Consider the following 21,615-nt stretch of genomic DNA (forward strand, 5'->3'; position numbering starts at 1 on the left):
TTACTTGTTGCTCTGAAAATGTTAGTGTTAAGTCATAATAATTTATATTTTTATTGTAATAAAATATAAGAAAAAAAATATATGTAATATTAACATACACCCTTAATTGTCATAAAAAAGATAAGTAGATGTCGAAAAATGACCACGATTCTAGACGTCCAGCAGTTGCATGTGCATTTTCCCGTTTCAAGTACAATCATTCGGGCCGTAAATGGAGTTGATATTACCATTAAACAGTCCGAGACACTCGCAGTCATTGGAGAAAGCGGAAGTGGAAAATCGATATTGGGACTGGCAATACTCGGGCTGCTACCTGCAAACTGCACGGCAAATGGAATTATACAATATCGCGGGGATAATCTCCTAACCCTTCCTGAAAGTGAACTTGAAACAATCCGCGGCAGAGAGATTGCATGGGTTCCGCAGAACCCCGCAGGAGCAATGAATCCTTTAATGACTGTGGGGAACCAGATAGGAGAACCAATCTCTCTCCATATAGAAAAAGACAAAAACAAAGTTAGAAAAAAGGTTCTTGAACTCTTACAATTCATTAAAATAACTCCTCCTGAGGAAAGAATAGATTCCTATCCTTATTCATTCAGTGGCGGAATGCTTCAACGCTCACTTGTAGCTATGGGAATTGCAGGACGTCCAGAGATACTCATCGCAGATGAGCCTACCAAAGGTATAGATGTAATGAATAAGCAGGCTATTCTCTCCTTTTTTCAGACTTTACATGAGGAAGGAATTACTCTTGTTATCATCACGCATGATCTCTTATTTGCCCGAAATATCGCGGACAGGATTGCAGTAATGTACTGCGGGAGAATCATAGAAATAAGGAGAAAACAGGAATTTTTTAACGAGCCTCTGCATCCTTACTCCAGAGGGCTTCTCCGCTCTCTTCCTGAGAACGGTCTTTACCCTATACCATCCGGAACAGAAGAAATTGGCGATGATGGAGGTTGTAAATTCCGGTCTCGATGTACATGTGCAACAGAAAGGTGCAGGGAAGAGCCACAGCTAATTACTCTTTTGGAAGGATCGGCTGTCAGGTGCTGGTTGTATGATTGAAGGGAGAGGTCTGACCAAGATATTCACTCCAGTCTCTGGAAAAAACCGGATTGTTGCTGTTGACAATGTGAATATAAGGATAAAAGCCGGAGAAACACTTACTCTTGTAGGGGAAAGCGGATGTGGAAAGTCCACCCTCTCAAGACTGCTCCTTCTGCTTATTCCTCCGACGCGGGGAGAAATATTTTTTGAAGGTCAGAGGCTTACGGGACTGAAAGAAAAAGATCTCCGCCCTATTCGAAAAAAAATTCAGATTGTGCCGCAGCAACCGGAAAGCTCCCTGAACCCCAGGTGGAAAATAGCTGATTCCATCTGCGAACCCTTTCGCATCCATCCGGAAACGTTAAGTGGCAGACAGATAGAAGAAGAGCTGAAGAGGCTTCTTAAACTTGTCGGGCTTGAACCTGAGCAGGCAACCCGATATCCTCACCAGCTCAGCGGCGGAGAACTACAGCGCGCTGTTATTGCTCGGGCTATCGCACTGAAACCTGCACTTCTGATTTGTGACGAACCGACTTCAATGCTCGATGTGTCCACGCAAGCATCTATTGTACATCTCCTAAAAACACTCCAGCAAAACCTTGGATGTGCCCTTCTCTTTATTACTCACGACCAGGGGCTTGCACGTGTTATTGGAGATCGGACAGCTGTAATGTTTGCAGGGCAGATAGTAGAAGAGGGGTACGGTGTCTTTGACAGACCGTACCACCCATTTACCCGCAAAATCACATCACCCTACTATTCAGGCTCCTTATCAGCACTTGAACCTCAAGGAACAAAGGTTCCAGGTTCATGTGTATATTATCAATTCTGCCCGGAAAGGACAGAAAAATGCCTGCATCGCCCTGAAATACGGGAATACAAAGACAGAAGGGTGTGCTGCCATAACGTTTCACCATCTTAATGATCGTTCATTTCCAAAATATTATCTGTGAGTTTTGGCAGGCGATCGCCTGTTTAGAAGCTTACTCCAACAAATTACCCATCTCAACAAATTACCCAAAATTTTAGTGATTACTTAATACTTCCTTTATGCGTAAACTTTGCTGAATTGATGTTTATACATAATAGTATCAGACGTGATTGATAAGTATGAAAAGAAAGGAAGGAATTCTCTTTATTTTGCTAGCTCTCGTTGTACTGGGGGCAGGCTGTACAGATAAAGAACAAAATGAAGAAACTCAAATACTATCTATCTCGGGTCAGTGGAGTCTTAATAACATTGATCCTCACCAGTCAGGCTATATACCCCAGAGGCTTGGATACGTAGAAACCCTCGTAGGAGTTGACTATGAGGGAAAAATAATCCCGTGCCTTGCAAGCTCATGGGAAGTTTCAAATGATGGAAAAAAATGGACATTCACACTGAGAGATGGTGTTCGATTCCATGACGGAACGCCTCTAACAGCTGAGATAATGAAAAATTCTCTAGAAAGATCCTTTGTTAAGTCAGCAGCAATATTCGGAAAAATTCCAGTAACATCAATTGAGACTCCGGATAACCAGACATTAGTAATAAACCTTAATTCAACCTTCCCCGCACTTCCTGCTTACCTCTCTAGAGGGGAGAGTGCTGCTCTTGCTCCCGGATCTTATGATGGTAATAACAATTTGATAAAACCCATAGGGACCGGACCTTTTATCTTTGAATCCTGGAAACCGGAAGAAGAGGTTATTCTGATCAAAAATCCTGATTACTGGGGGCAGGTTGCTTCAGTTGATAAAGTAATATACCGGATAACTCCTGAGGAACTTACAAGAAAGATGCTTCTTGACAGCAAAGATATTCAGATAGCAATGATTCTTTCACCTGAGATTGCTGAAAAATATACGGAAGATTCCAATTACAATGTTCTGCAGCAATCAGTTGCTCGTGTGAGAATGATAGCGTTTAACGCAGAAAAAGAACCTTTTAATGATAAAAGAGTGCGGCAGGCTGTTAACTATGCTATTGACAGGGAAGCAATAGTGAATTATGTCCTGCATGGATACGGAAGCAATGCAGCAGGGCTTTTCCCACCGGAGTTTTACTGGGCAAATAAGGACATTGCTCCGTATACTTATGACATAGAGAAAGCAAAGACCCTGCTTAATGAAGCAGGATGGACTGACTCAAATGGAGATGGTATACTTGATAAAAATGGCAAGCCTCTGACGCTCACATTTATCACCTATCCTGAGAGAGCAGAATTGCCGCCGATAGCTGAGGTAATTCAACAACAGCTTGAGAAAGTAGGTATAAAAACAGAACTTATGGTTCTCAATTACGATGCTGCAAACTCTCTTAGAAACAAGGGTGAGTTTGACATGTTCCTTATAGGAAGAGGACTGCTTTTCGTACCTGACCCTGACGAGATAATGATGACAGACTACCACTCAAGTGGCACATTAATTGACGGCTCCGGAGCATATCGATGGCACAACGACACTGTAGATAAGCTGATAGAACAGGCAAGAGCTACGTCTGACGAAGCTGTCAGAAAAGAATTTTATGATGAGATCCAGGCAATTATCGTCGAAGAAGCGCCGGTTGCATATCTTAATTATTATGTTAATATCGACGTCACAACCTCGAACATAAAGGGATATCGTCTCCATCCTACAGAGTATTCTCTTGATCTTCAGAATGTTTCTATTGCCTGATATGAGTATTTAACCCAATATACTTTCATTTAAAAGAGTTTGGGTAAGAATGATGCGCGCGATTATACTAAACCGTCTGTTTCAAATGATACAGGTTATGATTGGAATTTCTCTTATTACTTTTACAGTAATTTCCCTTTCGCCAGGAGATCCGGCTGAAATCACACTCAGAGCTACTCTTGGTACCGAGAGTCCACCTAAAGAGGCAGTAGCCAAACTTCATGAAGAGATGGGGCTTGACGATCCCTGGCATATCCGCTATCTAAAATGGGCTTCAAGGATTGTACATGGAGACCTGGGATATTCCTATCAGACGAAAAGAAGCACTCTCGATGAAATTGCACATGCTCTGCCTGTAACCTTCTGTCTTGCCTCATTTTCAATGCTGTTCTCGGCTGTCATAGCTATTCCGCTTGGAATTGCAGCGGCATTGAAGCAAAACGGGCTTGTGGACCACCTGTGCAGGCTTGGATCTGTAGTCTGTCTCTCTAGCCCTGAGTATTTTGTTGCTATGATCTTTATGCTCATTGGTGGTGTATATCTGGGGATTCTTCCGGTTGCAGGAGCAGGAGGAATAGAGCATTTCATCCTCCCCTCACTGGCTCTCTCAGTCAGCCTTATTTCAGTAACAATGCGTATCATGCGGACAAGCATGGTTGAAACGCTTGAGCAGGATTATATAAGAACAGCCCGTGCAAAAGGACTTAGCCGTAAAATAGTCATTCAGCGGCATGCTTTAAAGAATGCACTCCTCCCTGTCCTTATATATATGGGCACCCAGTTCGGATGGATCTTCGGAGGGGCGGTTATGATTGAAAGCATTTTTGCACTCCCAGGACTTGGGAGGCTCCTTGTGAACTCGGTTTCCTCAATGGACATTATGGTAGTTCAGGGTTGTATGCTTACCTTTGCGGTGATCATAGTGCTTATTAATCTTTTCGTCGACCTTGTTCATCTTTATCTTGATCCATCAATCAGGTCTCAGGAAGAATGATATATGGAACACTCATATTTTGATGAAAAGCTGGTATTTTCCGGAATGTACAGAGTATGGGGAGTTTTGCGGAGCAACATAATGCTTACAATTGGAATTTTATTATTTGTTCTCATTTCCATGATGGCCGTAATGGCTCCAGTGATCTCTCCACATGAGCCTGCAGAGATACACTTTGAAGAACGGTTATCTCCTCCGTCAGCGTCTTTTCCTCTCGGAACCGATCAGTTTGGAAGGTGTATTTTCAGCCGTATAGTGTACGGTGCACAGACTTCGCTCTTCATTGCAATCATTTCGACTCTGATCACAGTGTCTGCAGGAATTCTCATAGGGATGTATGCAGGTTATTTCAGCAGATGCGATGCCTTCCTGATGCGATTGACGGACATCATGCTTGCTTTCCCAAGTATAGTTCTTGCGATTGCGATTGTGGGAGTTATAGGCCCAACTCCTGCAGGAATTATTCTTTCTCTTTCCATTTCGGGTTGGGCAAAGTACGCACGAATGATCCGAGGATCTACTCTTTCGCTAAAAAATGGTGGATTCGTTGAAGCAGCCAGGGCACTTGGCGCTTCTGAGAAATACATTCTTTTCCACCATATTCTTCCCAACAGCTATGGACCTATCATAGAGGTCGCAACACTTGGACTGGGATCCAAGATTATTGCAATCTCCGGGCTTGGATTTCTAGGGCTTGGAATCCAGCCTCCCACCCCGGAACTGGGGACAATATTGAAGGATGGACTCGTATATCTACAGACTGCTCCGATGATGTCTTTATCTGCAGGTGGCATGATCATGCTGTTTGTCCTTGCTGTAAATCTTATCGGTTCCGAACTGAGATCCATTACTGATCCCAGATCTAACACAATAGAACTTTAATTCGCAGATATAATTGAGCTTTAATTAGCAGGCAAAAGAAGTTAAAAAGAAATTTTCGGCTCAAAGATGTCGATCTTTACTTCCATTGGGAAACATGATCATATAAATTTGGTATTAAGCCATTTCTGGAACTGAACCCAGATAATAAAAATAGAGTTCTATGTATTACCTTGATAGAGAATGTATATTTTAGAAATTATTTGTTTTTCTGTCTGTCCTACACATCGAATAATTAGATAGTAGGGCTCATGTTCACAGAAGCCCGGTCTTTATCTAATACTTCATCTAATACTTCATTTGCTGGCCGAAGAATTATAAACAAACTCTTTATTCGGCCTTAATGCGCTTGATGGTTGTAGGACGCTCTTTTACCAGGATTCTGTGCCCGCAGTAGGGACATCTTATGCCTGTGTACTCGTAGTCGATTTCCACTTTCTGCTTACATCGAGTGCATTTGTAACCCATACAACCACAACCTTACAGATTTACTTTGCCTCAGCAACATTCTTCATGGTGCGCAGAAGAGTCTGACCTACACTGGTATACGGAATATAGGTTCCGCCAGCGAAGGTGTGCCCGCACTTGCTGCACTTCCAGATACCGGTTCCGATCCTTTTAACAGTCGGGCGAGCGCATTTTGCACATACATGCGGGGCTCGCATGCGTTCTTCCAGGTCTGCAACAAGCTTCCTGTCCTTTCTTCCATATCTGGAGCCAAATCTGCCTGCTGATCTGGAAATTCTTCCTTTCTTAGTAAACTTTTTTGCCATCGTTAATAACTCCTTAAAATGTAAACGTTTAATCCGAAACGACTCAATCTGAACCTGCTGGCCCACGGGTCAGGTCCCTGAGACCCAGCTTCTTAGATTCCATTACCACTTATTGCCGTGTACTTAGACCGTAATACTGGCATTTCATATTTATATTTAATTAATCTTACCTGAACCATTCCGGCTAAATCATTCCTGTCTTATCAGGCCCTCCAGGTAAAGTTCCCTGAGTTCGGCTGCCTTTTCGCGCGCTACCTCGATTGCTTCCAGCACCTCAGCCTCGGTTAAAGGAGCAGAGCCCATTTTCTGCATGCCTGCAATGGCTCCATCCGAACCTGAGACAACAGTCAGTTTTGTCTCACAAACGGCTTCCTCATCCAGAGAAGGGTCCACCATGAGCTTTGAGCCTATCTTGGCAAGAGTCACGCCCACTGGAAGTTCTTTCATCGCAAGGGGCACATTCGGCCCGATTCCCTGCTGCTCGTTTGGGACAGTAGTGGTCATAAGAGCCGCAATAGCAGCGAGACAGGATGCATCAATGAGATTTCCATCGTCATTGAGGACGTGGACATCTATAAAGACGATCCAGACGGATTCTCCAACGGTTATGCAAAGCTTCTTTATATCAATTGCGCCTGATTCCCGGATTCCCCTGTCTACAACCCTTGCCATTTCGATTGCTTCTTCTCTAGGTGGACCCGGCTCAAACTCGGGGGAAGCAATAGGATTGAGTTCCAGGTTGGTAATAATCACGCCTTCGTCCTGAGAATCCGGAAAAGGAGTTCCTGTCTGAAGCTTGACCCCTACAAGCACCTGGGTATTTCCCAATGTCACTTTTGCCGAACCCTCAGCTTTTGAGATAACATTCGTCTCGAGCTTGATATCCCTGAAATCTTTAAACCTGCGCCCGTCCTGGCGTTTTCCCTTAATCATAAGGTTGTAAATGTAGTCCTTCTTAAGTGTGGCAATAATTTCACTCATAGTTTTCACCTCTGCTTCCAGATTCAGAGGGGTCCTTCACTACCTTCCAGGGCCCTTTGCACTCCTCTTCTACGGGCACTTCTTCGGCTTCTACTGCTTTTTCCCTGGATTCGGTTTCAGGCTCGATCTCTGGTTCGGATTCAAAAGTTTCTTCTGAAACAGCCTTTTCAATCCCGGCTTCTTCCTCAATCTCAGGTTTTTCTTCAATCTCAGGTTTTTCCTCAATCTCAGCTTCTTCTTCAATCTCAACTTCTTTCTCAATCTCAGCTTCTTCCTCATTCTCAGGTTTTTCCTCAATCTCAGCTTCTTCTTCAGCAAATTCCTCGGTCTCAGGCTCGAATTCTGTTTTTTCAGAAACAGTTTCTTCGGGACAAAGTTTTCCGGTCTCCAGAGATTCGGAAACTTCCTCATAAGAAGCCTCAAGAGCAGCTTTAAACTTAGCTTCATCTTCAAAAGCTTTATCTTCAGCTTCTTCTTCGATTTCTGTTTCAATTACTTCTTCTATAGCTTCCGCTTCTATTACTTCGGCCTCAGCCTCTTTAATGATCTCTTCGAGTTTTTCGCACTCGGGAGCTTCTTCCTCAACAGCACAGGCTTCAACCGTTTCCTCGGAAAGCTCTTCCTCAAACTCCTCGGCTTCCTCAATAATTTCTTCTACAGCCGCTGCTTCCGGAGCGTATTCAAGAGAAGGTTCAGCTTCCACGGCTTCAATTTCAGCCTCTTCTGTTTCTTCTTCAGGCTCTACGATAGGAGTTTCAAACTTCTTTCTCAGGACTGTCCGCTGGATTTCAAGAATTTCTTTGCAGCCCTTCTTTACAAGTTCAAGACCTTTCCTGATTTCTTCGGGAGTGAGATGTCCGTCCATCTGGAGCAGGGTAATATCTCCATCCTGGGTCATTGCAACAGGAAAATCCGCCTCACCATAATTATCCTCTTCCTTGTTAAGGTCAAGTACTATCTGCCCGTCAACTTTTCCAAAAGCACAGGAAGTTATCAGGCCCTTCATGGGAATGCCTGCATCGGCAAGAGCTATGCTTGAGGCATTGATTGCTGCTGTCCTTGTTCCCGCATCAGCCTGAAGCACCTCCACAAAAATATCAATTGCAGTCTTCGGGAAGAGCTCTGTCATAATTACCGGTTCAAAAGCTTCCCTGGAAACTTTTGAGATTTCAATGCTCCGTCTGCTTGGTCCGGGTCTTGCACGGTCTTCCACGGAAAAAGAAGCCATATTATATCTGTAACGGATAACTGCAGTATCTGAACGCTGTGAACGGCGGGGGTGAGCTTCTCTCGGGCCGAATACACCTACGAGAATTTTATTTTTCCCCCATTCAAGATAACATGAACCGTCGGCTCTAGAGAGTACGCCGATCTCAATTTTCATGGGCCTGATCTCATCCGCACGCCTCCCATCAAGGCGCAGCCCATCGTCAGTGATTAATTTTTCAGGTTTATCACTCATACTTTAATCTCCAAAAAACTCCTAAAACAACTACTTTACAGAAGCTTTCCTAAAATCCCTCATAATATCCGGAACTCAGTTCTTTGGATCCAGCAACACATCGATCTTCCTGTAAATTTCTTCGGAATGATCTTCTTTAGGCAGCTTTACCTCTTCCTTTCCGCTTTTAAAAAACTTAGCGGGTTTAGATTCTTTCTGTTTGCTCCTTTCATTTTTCAAGAAGTTATAGACCCGATCTGTCAATCCGGAACGCTGGGCTTCGGCTTCAATCTTCCTGAGAGCCCTGCTTAAAAGCTCCACATCGTCGTCCTTTCCATCGATCCATATTCTACCGTTCTGTCCAACAAAAATGCTGCAGTTTGTCTCTTTCTTCAGCATTGAGATCATGGAACCGCCATGTCCGATCACACGTGGGACTTTTACAGGCTCAATTTCGACAATATGGCCTGTTTTAAGTTTATGGAAGTTTGAATCCCGGAGGGCAAGCTCGACTTTCATAGAACTGTCTACATCTTTTACTCTGAGAATTATAGAGTCGCCTACGTCCAGAACTTCGGACATTTCTTGGGATTGTATTCTTCTAGGATACTCGGATACATGGAACAGGCCGTCATAAGGAGAAGCAATATCCATTATCCAGTTGGATGGCGTAACCGCAATAACGACCCCGATCACCACATCATTCACGGAAGGGATATAGGCTCCCGCAAGAGGGATCACTCCAACTTTATCCTCTTTGAGATTTTCAATACCGCAAAACAAAGAATAGATCTTGTCGTTCTTGACATAAGTCCCGTATCCGGCTTTTTTAGAATTTTCGGATAGCAGGTCACCAGGGATCACTATTTTTTTATCCATCCAACATCCTCTTATAAAAGTTTAGTTTGAGCCTCTCCCTTTGTAAGATGATTTATAAGAGCGTAAAAATCAGTCTGGACTCCTGCAGGAATTCTTACAACGGCAATCCAGGAGCCATCATGCTGCCATTCTTCTTTTGTAATGCTTCCGACTCTGGAAATCTCTCCGTATGCTTTAGGAGCATACTCGGGAGGGATTTTCACAGCAATATTGATCTCCTCAAAGCGTATAGGTATAAGCGGGCGAATGGCTTTCATTGTAATATTGACCAGCTGATCCACGCTTTTTAAGGGGTCTATATGCACCTTTGCTTCTTCCATCGCCCTTTCGATCCGAGCGGGGGGATGCGGTGCTTTTGTCTGGGGGTTTATAGCATTTCTGGAAATGGTATAGATAACTTTTCTCTTTTTTTCTTCAAGCATGCGTTTTCTCTGATCAGCAGTGAGCTGAAGCTCCCCGCTTTTCAGAATCATGGCAGCAATTTTTAAAGGATCGGTCGTCTCAAAAGCATTGACAATATCGGACTCTGCTGCTCGATCTCCTCGGTTTGCATCTTCGAAGATAGTTTCAACCGCCAGGATATCTTCAAGGTTTATGTCTTCACCTCGTTTGTAGGCCAGAGCCCCTTCGGGCTCGACCAGGACCTCGAAGTGTTTGTTGCCTCTCTTGAGCCGTGCAGTCACTGCCTCGTCCAGGGACACCATTTTCGAATACCTTCTCCAAAACATTATTTGAGAATCCGAAGATTCTCTGATTACTCACTCTCAAATATTATATAGATTTTATTCTTTGCGCTCAGTTTCGCGGTATTTCGCAAGGATTTGCTGAACATAATTCTCAACTTCTTCAGGAACTAATTTCCTGAATTTCTTATCCTGAAGCGACACAACACCGACCTCAAGGGTAGATGCATCAAACTTGCCTTCAGCAGCCCTATAGAGCGCATCCATGCCAAGAAGGATAGCTGCATCCATGTTCATATTTTCCCTGTACTCAGCTTCAAAGACCTCAACGACCGCATTTCTGCCTGCTCCGATAGCTGTTGCCTTGTATTCAAGGAGCGCTCCGCTCGGGTCAGTTTCAAAGAGTCTGGGCAGATTGTCATCCACGCCTGCAATCAGAAGTGCAGTCCCATACGGGCGAACTCCGCCGTACTGAGTGTAAGTTTGCTTGTGGTCGCAGATTTTCTTGGAGATAACCTCCACACCTATGGGCTCGTCATAAGAAACCCTGTTGATCTGCGCTTCTACACGGGCTCTGTCAACAAGGGAGCGGGCATCCGCTACAAGCCCTGAGGTTGCGGCCCCTATGTGGTCGTCAATCTGGAAAATTTTCTCAATTGACTCAGCTTCCACAAGCCTGCTTGTTATTCGCTTGTCAACCAGCAGCACTACCCCATCGGCTGCCTTGATCCCCACGGCTGTTGTTCCCCTTTTGACCGCTTCGCGGGCATACTCTACCTGAAAAAGTCTTCCATCAGGGCTGAAAACAGTAATTGCCCTGTCATAGCCCATCTGTGGTGCCATCTGCATATTCCGTATCTCCCTTAATTTCTATTTTGTATCGTTTTCATCTTCCCGGTAAGAAACCGGTCTTTCTTCCTTTAAGTATCTCCTATCCGCAGGCTCGTCAGCTAAATCACCGCCTTCCCCAAAAAGGCTTTGGTCAGTGATTTGAACTGCTGTGCGAATATCCCGAAAATTCAGGACTGAAAGACTGAAAGTCCCCGACCCATTGTTCAGGTAAGGAAACCGACTTTTGATTTCCTATAACGTATTTCTACCTTATTAGAGTTTTTAACCTTCCATTCGGAACTTTCAGTTCTGAAAGAAATTTTCGGACGAAACCTGCGGAAAATACCCCAGTTGCAGGAATTCAAAGGCATTTCTACCCTGCAAAGTATGTTTCCTGATCTGGATACGCACACTTTAATAGCCTTTTTTAAGTTTTTAAGTCCAATTCCAATGTTAACTAAGTTCGCTAATAAAGTGTATTTACTCGGTTATAATGCTTGTGAAACTCCGAGTTTTTCAGCGTTTAAAGCCGGATTTTGAAATCTTTATAGAAAGACTCTAACTTCCACAACATCATTCTATTCGGGTTTCTATCTACTTTCCAATCAGACCTGCAGGCGTCCGGATTTGGCTTTCTTGCCAACTGCTTTCCTATCAATCAGTCCTGCCAATCAATATTATACCTGTTACAACTAATATACTCATTAATATAGTCATTCATTATAGTATATATTAAACAGCATCCCGATAGTTCATTAAATAGTTTTCTACTGTCTCAAGACCGAAATTTTCCAAGCCTGACATAAAAATCAGTGACTCCGAAGTTTACTTAATCTGGCTTTCCTGAATTCTGCCTGGCCTATTATTCTTCAACCCTTCTGGATTTCATTCTGATTTCAGGCTTAAAAACCGTATGATTTTGAAGAAATTTTTCGGTTGCTTTTTTAACCGTGCCCGATGTCCCAAGTACGTGCAAAGTCGCCCTCTTTCCGCCAACCCTGGTAAGAGTTGCCAGGGAAGCCCTTGTTTCTTTCACTTTAGTGTGAGAGCACTGGATAATGCCTTTCCAGTCTTCGAACCCTAGTACCCTGATATCACATTCACTTGCAGTGACATCCCCAAGCAGGGAAGAAGCTGAGGACATAACCTCTTTGACCAGATCACTCCTGCTGACCTGCCCCTCAGAAACCAGCTCAAAAGCCAGATAGCGTTTTTTTGCACGAAGCGAAGGAAGCAGGCGTTTCAAAAGTAATTTCCCTCCTCAAGCACCTCTACACCTTCCCTGATATACCCGGGACCTAGGCGGTTTCTCGAGATTATTCTTTCAGGCACAGTCGTCATGGCTTCAAGGGCTTCGTCTTCTTCAAGCCCGCAGACTTCAGCGAGGGCAAGGGCATCCATAGGAGAACGAAGATCAAAACAGGACATCGCATCGCTTGAAAGGACAAGGGAAACATCATATTTTCTGGCAAGGTCAAGGTTTGCCCTGAGATCTGACAACAGGCGAACGCGCCTTGGACCTCTTGAATGAAGAAGGGACCTTAATGTCAGGCCGATTGCAACGTTATTTTCAGCTGCGGCTTTTGCAAGCACCTGATTTAACCCGCTGCTCTTATCAAAAGCCGGATGGTTAAGGATATCCACTTTCGGATTTTCCAGTGCAGCCCTATTGACGTTTTCGGAACCTCCGTGCACTATAAGGACATCCACAGATTTCCGAAATTTTCCAATAAGCCCATGAAGTTTTGAGGGATTTTCCTCTACAAGCTCGATTCCCCTGAAAACCTCAAACTCATTAGTAGAAGATAGTACAGGTTGCGATTGAGGAAGTTTATCCGAGTGGTTTGCAAGCGCAATCCCACTGTACCCAAAATGTCTGGCGAGGGCAGCAAGTTGCTCAGCAGTATTTTCCCCATCTGGCACCGCATGAACGCAAAAATCGTAGAATTTCGGTTTACCCAAACAACTCCTCCACTATAGCTCCGGCTTTTTCCCGGTTCTTCGGATATGTTTCGATCTTGACTTTTGCAGTGATCGCATCCGAGGAATTGGTCAGCCTCACCTGCTGCAGGTATGCAGCCTGCTTGTCAAAGCGGAGATGGAAGACCTGGTCGTCGTCCAGCCTCTCAGGCATTTCTTCCCTGAGCTTTGCTACGTCTTCTTCGGAAAACCTTTCCCTGACAAAACGGGCAAAATTCAGACAGTCTGCCTTTCTTTTGAGCTGTACGCTCAGGATAGTAATAGGATTTCCATGGTGCCCTTCAGCCTGAAGTTCTTCAATCAATTCGCTTCCTTCCTGGACGCCGGCACCAGATAAAAAAAAGTCCAGAGCCTCGCGGACTCTGGAGACATCTTCGGTTGCGTGGGCGATCACACGCAGTATTATGTGATGAATCACTTGCCTCGACTCTTGTGTGCACGGATACTCGGTCTGGTCTTTTCAGTACCTTTTCCGCGTGTAGACATGCCTCTGCCCTTGCGGCCGGCACTGGTCTTGCCCCTTGCGGCTCTGTCCCTGGTAGACGGGTCGCAGACCCAGTTCAGGTTTTTGTCGCTCTTTATTACAGGGTGGTGGGGATCTACAAGAATAACTTCAAACCACTTGTGCTTTCCATCTTCTCCTACCCAGTAAGAGTTCAGGACTTCAAGGTTGGGGTATTTGCGGTCTGCACGGGATTCGGCAATCCTCTGAATGCTCATGCCACCTGTGATCTTGTTTACTCCCATTCTCTGGGTTCTTCTTCCACGGTTGAACCTTGTTTTACCAAGCCCCCCGCGGCGTACCTTTACCCTGGCAACTACAATGCCCTGCTTGGCTTTGTATCCAAGGGAGCGTGCCCTGTCAATTCTGGTCGGTCTCTCAATTCTGGTCACGGACCCCTGCTTTCTCCAGACCTGCAAGCGCTCCCAGCGGAGGTCTTTCACGTAAGTTTCATCAGGGTTTTTCCATGCATCGCGTACGTATGTATAAAAAGATTTTACCAATTTAAACACCAAGTTTCACTTTTGTTTCATGGTTCAGCCCTGCCCTACAGGACCACATTCCAACGGGACCTAATCCCGAAAAATGAAACATGCGATAAACTGAATCATTTGATTTAAAGCTTTGCCCATACAAAAGCTATTAAAGGTAAAATCCGCAAAAAGAGAAAAAGCACTGGATCATTCAGGTAGAAAAGAGAAGAATACGGGTTAGATTTAAGGCAATTGCCCGAAAAAATTGAAAAAAATAATTTTGTAATGGGGCTTTTCTAATTCATCTCTGCTAAAACTAAAAATAAACTGGACTCCAATTAACGAAATATTATCATAAGGTAAATCATGTTTCCATCTCGGGTTAATGAGGCTTCACTGGATTGATGCTTTAAAAGGAATGTGGATCATTATTTTAAGTGATTTAAGCAATTATGTGAAGTTGATTTATTTTTTGCTTATATCTCTAGATTATTAAACCATATAGTGTATTGTGTTCCCTGACCACTTTTAACCTCAACACAGCTATCTATCTGTTCAACAAGAAGACTTACAAGCTGGAGCCCGAGAGAACCGGTATTTTCGAGGTCAATTCCCTAAGGGATGCCTCTCCCGTTGTCTACCACTGTAAGCATGTAATCGAAGCCACCTTTCTCCATGCAGGATTTATCTTGACCGGAACCATCCCTTTGATCAGCGGTTTCAGTTCTGCGAAGGTTTATTCGGATTTCACCTTCTCCTCCAGCAGGAAAAGCATGCTTAAAAGCGTTTGAAACAAGCTCGTTTACAATAATTCCAAGGGGGATTGCGGTGTCAAGGCCAAGATCCACCTGCTCAAGGTCAAGCTTTAAATCAATACTCTTATTTCGAATACTGTATGAGCTGAAAAGTTCTGCTGTCAGCTTCCGTAAGTAAGCTGAGAAGTCAAGGGTATCAATTCTATCCCCTTTATACAGCTCTTCATGAATAAGAGCCATTGAAATTACCCGGTTCTGGCTTTCCATAAAGGCTTCTACAACTTCAGGAGTCTTGCAGGTCTCAAGCTGAGAGAAGGTTTCTGCCTGAAGGTCAAGCAGAGAGGAGATAACCTGCAGGTTATTCTTAATCCTGTGATGGATCTCCTTTATGCGGATTTTTTCCATTTTTGCAAGGGCTTCTTCAGCCTCTTTTCTTTCAGTAATGTCATATATCGCACCCTGATAACTATCCGGTTTTCCATTCCTTCCGGGAATCTTCTGGTAAATCTCATGCACCCATTTTATTTTCCCGTTCCTGCGAATTATCCGGTAATCGATTTCCCCAGAAGCTTTATATCGAGCATTCCTGACTCTTTCCTCTTCTTCATAAATTCGGGGCAGGTCTTCGGGGTGAATAATATCTTTCCAGCTTCGTTTTGACATAAACTCTTCTTCACTGTACCCTGTAATATCCTCAACAGTCCCGTGCATAAAAACAGGGATGAAATTCTCGTCTGCCTGAAAAGCAATTCCTTTAAAGTTCTCTATAAACGAACGATATCTTTCTTCACTCTGCTGTATTTTTTGCTGAGCAAGTTTGCTCTCTGTAACATCCTGAACTGTTCCTCTCATTCGAACAGGAATATTTTTCCTATCAAAAACAGCTTCACCCTGTGCATGGATTATGCGTTCTTGTCTCTCAGCTAAAACTATTCTGAAATCTATATTATAGGGCTCTCCATTTAATGCTCTTTTAATAGCCTTATTCACATACTCTCGATCATCTGGGTGCACACAATTAAAAAATTTACTAAGAGTCATTTCAAATTCCTGCGGCTTAAGTCCAAAGATACGATAAGCCTCATCAGACCAGTACACCTTATCAGTTGCAATGTCCCACTCCCAGTTTCCAAGATGAGCCATCCTCTGGGCTTCAGCAAGACGTTTTTCACTCTCTTCCAGCGATTTATAAGCACTTTCAAGCTGTATTGTTCGTTCTTTAACTTTTTCTTCCAGATTGTCCAGAGTCTCCCTCAGTTTAGCTTCTGCTTCTTTCCGCTTGGTAATATCGGTTATCATGCTCATAGAGCCTGCGAATTTGCCAGCTTTATCAAAGAGGGATCTGGAGCTTACAATTGTCCATAGTGGTGAGCCATCTTTACGTGAAAATTTAAACTCATACCTCTCATCTATACTCTGCCATCTCCTCTCAATATACTTTTTTATAAGTGGCTTGCCCGCCTCATCGGCAAAGTCCCAGGCAAATTTGCCAGTCATTTCATCCTGAGAGTATCCCAGTATCTCGGTCAATCTTTTATTGGCATAAATCGTCCTCGCTTCAGGATCACCAATCCATATACCTTCACTGGCTGTCTCTACGATATTGCGGTATTTTTCCTCGCTTTCCTGCAGCTCTTTCTCTATTCTTTTACGTTCGGTTATATCTCTAAGAATCAACGCTAACTTTCCTTTTTCAGGCCTGAAGGCATAAACATCCAGATGTCTCTGCGTTATCTGGCTCAAGATCTCAAAGTGGACTGGCTTGCCTGAAAGTGCCACCTCGGTAAATTTTTCTATCACTATGGGGCCTACATTTGGAAATATCTCCAGGATAGTCCTGCCTAACATCTGTTCCCTATTTACGCCCAAACTGAACTCAAAAGCAGGATTCACATCAAGGTAACGATAGTCGTAAGGTCTACCGTCCATGTCATAGATGACATCTATAAGACCGAAACCATCGGTCATGTTTGTAAAAAGCATACGGTAGCGTTTCTCACTTTTTCGGAGGGCTTCCTCAGCCTGCTTTTGGTCGGTAATATTCAGGAAGATAGCAGCGAACCGACCTAGTCGGATCTGGTATGCTGATACTTCGTAATGGCGTCTCTGAACTTCGGCATAATAGGTAAAATGCACAGGCTTGCCTGTGAGAGCTACTCGACTGTTGCCTGAGACCTGCGCACAGTAGCTTCCACTTCTCTCTCATAATCCGTGAGGTCATTCCAGATTCCTTTTTGCGGTCGGCAAATATCCTCAATCAATATCAAGCCATTATAACCACTCGCAAGAGCTTTGTCAATTCTCTCGGTCAGATCTCTCAAGGCTCTCTTTGAGTCAAAGGCACCCTCTCTCATGAACCAGTTAGCACAGGAAATAATCTCGATTTGTCCTTTCCGCAGGAAAATATCAATACCGGGAAAATCGGATATCAAGGCTTCTTTTGCATCTTCGGCATCAAGAGACTGTGGGGTAATCCAGATACAAGCCTCATTGTTTTCCAGGGCTGCTCTCAGGTAAGGAATAACTATATCCATGAGGTCTTCTTTTGCCTGGTAGAACTGGCAAAAATGTGCTCCCTAGAGCACATTTACAGTATTGTCGATACCAGAATTTTCGGTATTATTTTTCATCGATTTCTCTCCGATTTAGTAAAGCTAAAAATTCATAATCCGGATGCCCAGTCTATATTATATTACGCTGCCTGTGACTTAAATTCGATCGGTTCACTCTTTCCAGACCCCTTAAAATTTTTAATATACTCAATCGTTTTAAGGAAAAATGTAGCCGAACCTTTCTTCCACCAGACCAGTATCTGCCGGCAAAGATATGTTCACCTCAGTAAATTACTTCGTTGAATTTATAGGCAGAGTCTATAAGTGCAATCTCTTTATGATATCATTGAAAACATCAAGAAGCCTGACTTTTTACTATATGTGTATACTTATCTATAATTTGTTTTGATAAAAACTGTAAACTGGATTTATCGCATACTTGAGAATTTTCTTTAACAAATCCGGACCGATAAATTGGATTATTAAGTTTACCCATAGTCGCAAAAAATAGATGAAATATTGAAAGTTAATGCCTCTTAATTCGATGCTTTCTTCCAAAAATGAGGAACTTTTAATCATAGGAAATGGATAACATTAAAAACCGGATAATGATAGGAACTGAATAATAAGCAAGCCTGCAGCAAATCAGAAATGGACTTAAATGAGATTGGAAAAGTAATAAAAGTAATAAGAAAGCACTAAAAAGCAGATTCAGAGTATAAAGAATTTCTTACCAGTTATGAGAAATCAGCTTATGAAATATTAAGAAATCGGTTAGTAAGAGTAAGAAGAACCTCAAGGCGCCGAATTCGTTTACTGCATCCCCCAATGTAGCCTCTTCGAAGATATCGTGCTCCCCCAAACACATTTATTCGAAGAGATGGATCAGCGCCCTCAGGAGGTTCTTCTAAGCGGTAGATCTCAGTTCGCCCCTTTACTCCGGTTTCCCACTCCAGAATATACTAATGGCATAAATTATTTTAAATTAATTATATCAAAAATTGGATTCAATGAAAAAAGATTTTAACACGAAAATTTTCAACGCGAACATAAAATTCAACTATATACACGTGATTTTATTGTGTATACTCGTACTATTAAGTACATCTGCTGTTGATTTTTGTTATGATTTAAAGTAAGAAGTTTCTAATCAGGAAAAGCGGGAAAGAATAGAACACAGGAAACACAGGTGTAGCTTTTTCTAGTTTCCGGATTGCAAGCAATAACGGTTTTTTAAGCAATTTCCTGCTATCAGAATCTTATCAAAGGTTGTCCATCTTTATTTCCGCATGGTTATCCGATAAAGCTTCCTGGGAAACTCGCCTTCTTCAAACTCTTCTACTTCGAGACTTTTGTATTCTTCTGCCAGGTGCCTGAGTTTAAACTTTACAAAAAACAGCCACCAGCGGCTCTGCTCATACCCAAGTATTAAGAAGATTCCGGATAATTATATTATCCGTAATATAATATGGGTTGGGGGAAATTTATTGGGGCTTTCAGATGCTTCCTGTGGGGGTGCCAGAGAGGTAGTACTTAGGTCCTTGCTATTGAAAACAGTCAATTTTTTGCTGCTTACTATCTGCCTGGTATCTCCAGTCAGTGCAAAATACTCATTGGAAGAAGCTGAGACACATATAACAGTTAATCCCCGCGGGGTTGTCCATGTTGAAGAGTCGGTTTCATATGTATTTGATGGGAAGTATATCGATGTTCACAGAGAACTAAAAACCCTGCCTGGAGGATCTATCGAGAATGTTGAGGCGCATTTTTCCGATAAAGAATGTGAACTCCTGATTGAACCGATTCAGGATGGGTACAGATTAATAGGTGTGCTTCCAGACCCTACTCCTGAAAGATTAACATTCCATATTTCTTATGATTGCTACGGTGCAGTCAAAGTTTACAGGGATGTCTCTGAACTTAACTATAAGCTGTGGGGTGGTGAATGGGAGAAACCTTTAAAGAAATTTAAAGGAAGTGTTATGCTTCCGGTGAAAAACGAGAGTGAAATCAGGTACTGGATTCATCCGGTTGACTATACCCGGGAAGTAAATGTAAAAAATGATGTCATTCTGGTAAGAACAGACGAGATCCCTTCCACCCAGTGGTATGAAATCCGGGCTGTTTTCCCGAGAATTGCATCCCCCAATCCTGATCTTGTCCAAGTGGATAATGCCGCAGGGCTCGAAAAGATACTGGCTATTGAAAGTGAATATCAAAAGAAAGGGCTGATCCTGGAAGATCTGTATAGTGCGACAATTTTATTTGCACTCCTTGTCCTGGCGTTTCCTCTTTTTATATACTATCTCTATGGAAGAGAACCGGAAATCGATTATAAAGCAATATCTAAAAAAGAGATATCTGCCGATTCCAAACCTGCCGTTGTAAATGCCGTTATGAAAGGGAACATGGGTATCCCCACAATAGATGGATTTACTGCAACCATTATGGACCTTACTAACCGGGGCTATATTTCATTCCGGAACTTAAAACCCGAAGAGAAAGACTCGTCAGATATTCAGGAGCCCGGATCCAGAGACTTTATGGTAGAACTTCCCGATAATGAGAAAGACCCTCAAACCGGTAGAGTCTCCACTGAACTGGAAGATTTTGAAGAAGACGTGCTCAGTCTGTTAAAGGCGCATGCTTCTGAAGGGAAAATCTCCTGGAAAAAACTTGAAAAAGAGCTTCAAAACGGACAGGATTCCTATAAGTTCTCAATTGCCTGGAGCAAAAAAGTACAGGCATACACGGTGTTTGATAAGTTCTTCCAATCCACCGGGAATGTGTACATGTACTGGTTTGCCCGATTAGTTTTAATCGCAGCAATTGTTTATTATATTTTAATCACCGGGTTTTTCCCGTCAAAAGCCTTTCCTCTGACATCAAAGATTTATGTGTTGACAGCTTCGATTGGGATCTATGGATTCATTATGACAAAATACTCAAACGCGTTCGTAACGGTATTTGGACGGTGGACTCCCGAAGGAAGCCTTTACTACAAACGCTGGGACAATTTTAAAAAATATGTTACAGACCTCTCTGCTCTAAAAAAACATCCTCCTGAATCAGTTGAGGTCTGGGACTCTTATCTTATATATGCTGTCTCCCTCGGAGTCGCAAAGGAAATGCTTCAAAATATATCTCAGATTGTTCCGCCGGAGCAGATAAAAAGGAGCCGCTTTCATCCTATAAGCTGCAATTATTATAGCAAGTCTGGTTACGAACACGGAAATACCTTCTCATCGTCCTATCAAGGAGGAGATGGAGACGGAGGGGCTGGCAATATAAGAGGTGGTTTTGAGGAGAACAGCGGAATCGAATAATAACTGATACCTTGAGAGCTATTAAAAAACCATGAGAATCAATAGCCTATAACTAATTAGTTTTTAAGGGTTTTGTATTCTTAATTGCAGTGCAGACCTCCCTAATTTCATGTTTTGTTACTTTTTAAGAGAACTCCGGTAAAATTTAATATACTGAACGTAATATGGAGTTGGAGGAATCTGGCTGGGATTTTTGAAAGGATCTCTTAAACCTGTAAGAGAATCAGGTACTAATCCTGCATTCCTGAAAATAGCTATTATAACTGTTACTCTACTGGTTCTTTTCTGTCTGATGCCCTCAGCTAGTGCAAGAGACTATACTCTGGAAGAAGCGACAACGAATATAACTATAGATCCCACAGGCATTGTTCATGTTGAGGAATCGATTTCATACACTTTTGATGGAGACTATAGTGAAGTTTTTAGAGTTCTTGAAGTGTCTCCAGGGGAATCTATTCGGAATATCCAGGGATATTGTTCGGATAATGCATGTACTTTCAGAGTTGAAGAGACATCCGAAGGATACGAGTTGATAGGTGAACTTCCAACCCCGACTCCTGAAAAAGTGACTTTTTTTGTTTCCTACGATCATTACGGTGTAGTTAAAGTCCATAACGATGTTTCCGAATTTACTATAAGCTCTGGGGCGAAGAATGGGAAAAATCTCTTGGAAACTTGAAAGGAAGCATTACACTCCCTGTTGAAAACGAGAGTGAGATTCGGTACTGGATACACCCGGCTGACTACACTCAGAATGTTAGTGTGGAAAAGAACACTCTCTATTTAAGGACGGGAGAAATTCCTTCATATCGATGGTATGAAATCAGAGTTGTTTTTCCAAGGATAGAA

The 21,615-nt window shown here is 43.0% G+C and carries 18 protein-coding genes and 2 pseudogenes; 7 read left to right on the plus strand and 13 right to left on the minus strand.

Annotation, left to right across the window (positions count from 1 at the left end; genetic code table 11):
• The first annotated feature begins 138 nt into the window (after positions 1–138).
• The 5 genes from AOB57_RS00690 (at position 139) to AOB57_RS00710 (ending at position 5,593) form a co-directional block, all read left to right on the plus strand.
• Positions 139–1,074 (plus strand): ABC transporter ATP-binding protein, encoded by a 936-nt coding sequence (locus tag AOB57_RS00690; RefSeq protein WP_082384246.1) that lies wholly within the window; start codon positions 139–141, stop codon positions 1,072–1,074.
• The gene (locus AOB57_RS00695; protein WP_054299080.1) at positions 1,067–1,978 is read left to right on the plus strand and encodes an ABC transporter ATP-binding protein; all 912 of its coding nucleotides are present in this window, start codon (positions 1,067–1,069) and stop codon (positions 1,976–1,978) included. Before AOB57_RS00690 ends, AOB57_RS00695 begins: the two co-directional genes overlap by 8 nt.
• A 188-nt stretch (positions 1,979–2,166) precedes the next feature.
• Positions 2,167–3,717 (plus strand): ABC transporter substrate-binding protein, encoded by a 1,551-nt coding sequence (locus tag AOB57_RS00700; RefSeq protein ID WP_054299081.1) that lies wholly within the window; start codon positions 2,167–2,169, stop codon positions 3,715–3,717.
• Between the two features lie 52 nt (positions 3,718–3,769).
• Positions 3,770–4,711: an ABC transporter permease gene (locus AOB57_RS00705; protein ID WP_054299082.1), complete on the plus strand. Its 942-nt coding sequence runs from the start codon at positions 3,770–3,772 to the stop codon at positions 4,709–4,711.
• A 3-nt stretch (positions 4,712–4,714) separates the two neighbouring features.
• Complete coding sequence (locus AOB57_RS00710) at positions 4,715–5,593, plus strand: ABC transporter permease (protein WP_054299083.1); 879 nt, start codon at positions 4,715–4,717, stop codon at positions 5,591–5,593.
• 327 nt (positions 5,594–5,920) lie between these two features.
• On the opposite strand, the gene AOB57_RS00715 is transcribed toward AOB57_RS00710, so the two are convergent.
• The 13 genes and pseudogenes from AOB57_RS00715 to AOB57_RS00775 form a co-directional block, all read right to left on the minus strand.
• On the minus strand, positions 5,921–6,058 hold the full coding sequence (locus AOB57_RS00715; protein ID WP_011021777.1) for a DNA-directed RNA polymerase subunit P: 138 nt from the start codon (positions 6,056–6,058) through the stop codon (positions 5,921–5,923).
• Positions 6,059–6,078: 20 nt separating this feature from the next.
• Entirely contained in the window at positions 6,079–6,363 is a 285-nt protein-coding gene (locus AOB57_RS00720; protein ID WP_054299084.1) for a 50S ribosomal protein L37ae, read from the minus strand.
• A 189-nt stretch (positions 6,364–6,552) separates the two neighbouring features.
• Positions 6,553–7,353 (minus strand): exosome complex protein Rrp42, encoded by an 801-nt coding sequence (gene rrp42 / locus AOB57_RS00725; RefSeq protein WP_054299085.1) that lies wholly within the window; start codon positions 7,351–7,353, stop codon positions 6,553–6,555.
• Positions 7,337–8,806, minus strand: a complete 1,470-nt coding sequence (gene rrp41, locus AOB57_RS00730; protein WP_054299086.1) for an exosome complex exonuclease Rrp41 — start codon at positions 8,804–8,806, stop codon at positions 7,337–7,339. Before rrp41 ends, rrp42 begins: the two co-directional genes overlap by 17 nt.
• Positions 8,807–8,881: 75 nt before the next feature.
• On the minus strand, positions 8,882–9,664 hold the full coding sequence (gene rrp4 / locus AOB57_RS00735) for an exosome complex RNA-binding protein Rrp4 (protein WP_054299087.1): 783 nt from the start codon (positions 9,662–9,664) through the stop codon (positions 8,882–8,884).
• 11 nt (positions 9,665–9,675) lie between these two features.
• Positions 9,676–10,368, minus strand: a complete 693-nt coding sequence (locus AOB57_RS00740; RefSeq protein WP_054299088.1) for a ribosome assembly factor SBDS — start codon at positions 10,366–10,368, stop codon at positions 9,676–9,678.
• Between the two features lie 78 nt (positions 10,369–10,446).
• Positions 10,447–11,196: an archaeal proteasome endopeptidase complex subunit alpha gene (psmA, locus tag AOB57_RS00745; RefSeq protein ID WP_054299089.1), complete on the minus strand. Its 750-nt coding sequence runs from the start codon at positions 11,194–11,196 to the stop codon at positions 10,447–10,449.
• Positions 11,197–12,040: 844 nt separating this feature from the next.
• On the minus strand, positions 12,041–12,424 hold the full coding sequence (locus AOB57_RS00750) for an Rpp14/Pop5 family protein (protein WP_054299090.1): 384 nt from the start codon (positions 12,422–12,424) through the stop codon (positions 12,041–12,043).
• Positions 12,421–13,140, minus strand: coding sequence for a ribonuclease P protein component 3 (gene rnp3, locus AOB57_RS00755; protein ID WP_054299091.1), 720 nt, complete (start codon positions 13,138–13,140; stop codon positions 12,421–12,423). Before rnp3 ends, AOB57_RS00750 begins: the two co-directional genes overlap by 4 nt.
• Positions 13,133–13,576 carry an RNA-binding protein gene (locus AOB57_RS00760; RefSeq protein ID WP_054299092.1) on the minus strand — a complete coding sequence of 148 codons (444 nt, stop codon included), beginning with the start codon at positions 13,574–13,576 and terminating at the stop codon, positions 13,133–13,135. Before AOB57_RS00760 ends, rnp3 begins: the two co-directional genes overlap by 8 nt.
• Complete coding sequence (locus AOB57_RS00765; RefSeq protein ID WP_054299093.1) at positions 13,573–14,163, minus strand: 50S ribosomal protein L15e; 591 nt, start codon at positions 14,161–14,163, stop codon at positions 13,573–13,575. The genes AOB57_RS00760 and AOB57_RS00765 overlap by 4 nt, the downstream gene beginning before the upstream one ends.
• 584 nt (positions 14,164–14,747) lie before the next feature.
• Positions 14,748–17,024: a PAS domain S-box protein gene (locus tag AOB57_RS00770; RefSeq protein WP_054299094.1), complete on the minus strand. Its 2,277-nt coding sequence runs from the start codon at positions 17,022–17,024 to the stop codon at positions 14,748–14,750.
• A gap of 17 nt (positions 17,025–17,041) precedes the next feature.
• Positions 17,042–17,446, minus strand: a pseudogene (locus AOB57_RS00775) (MEDS domain-containing protein); the annotation flags it as partial.
• Positions 17,447–18,927: 1,481 nt separating this feature from the next.
• Between AOB57_RS00775 and AOB57_RS00780 the strand changes: the two are divergent.
• Together AOB57_RS00780 and AOB57_RS14980 are read left to right on the plus strand one after the other, a co-directional pair.
• Positions 18,928–20,766 (plus strand): DUF2207 domain-containing protein, encoded by a 1,839-nt coding sequence (locus AOB57_RS00780; protein ID WP_054299096.1) that lies wholly within the window; start codon positions 18,928–18,930, stop codon positions 20,764–20,766.
• Between the two features lie 292 nt (positions 20,767–21,058).
• Positions 21,059–21,543: pseudogene (locus AOB57_RS14980) on the plus strand (DUF2207 domain-containing protein); the annotation flags it as partial.
• Between the last annotated feature and the right edge of the window lie 72 nt (positions 21,544–21,615).

This window comes from Methanosarcina flavescens, assembly GCF_001304615.2.
Classification (GTDB): Archaea; Halobacteriota; Methanosarcinia; order Methanosarcinales; family Methanosarcinaceae; genus Methanosarcina; species Methanosarcina flavescens.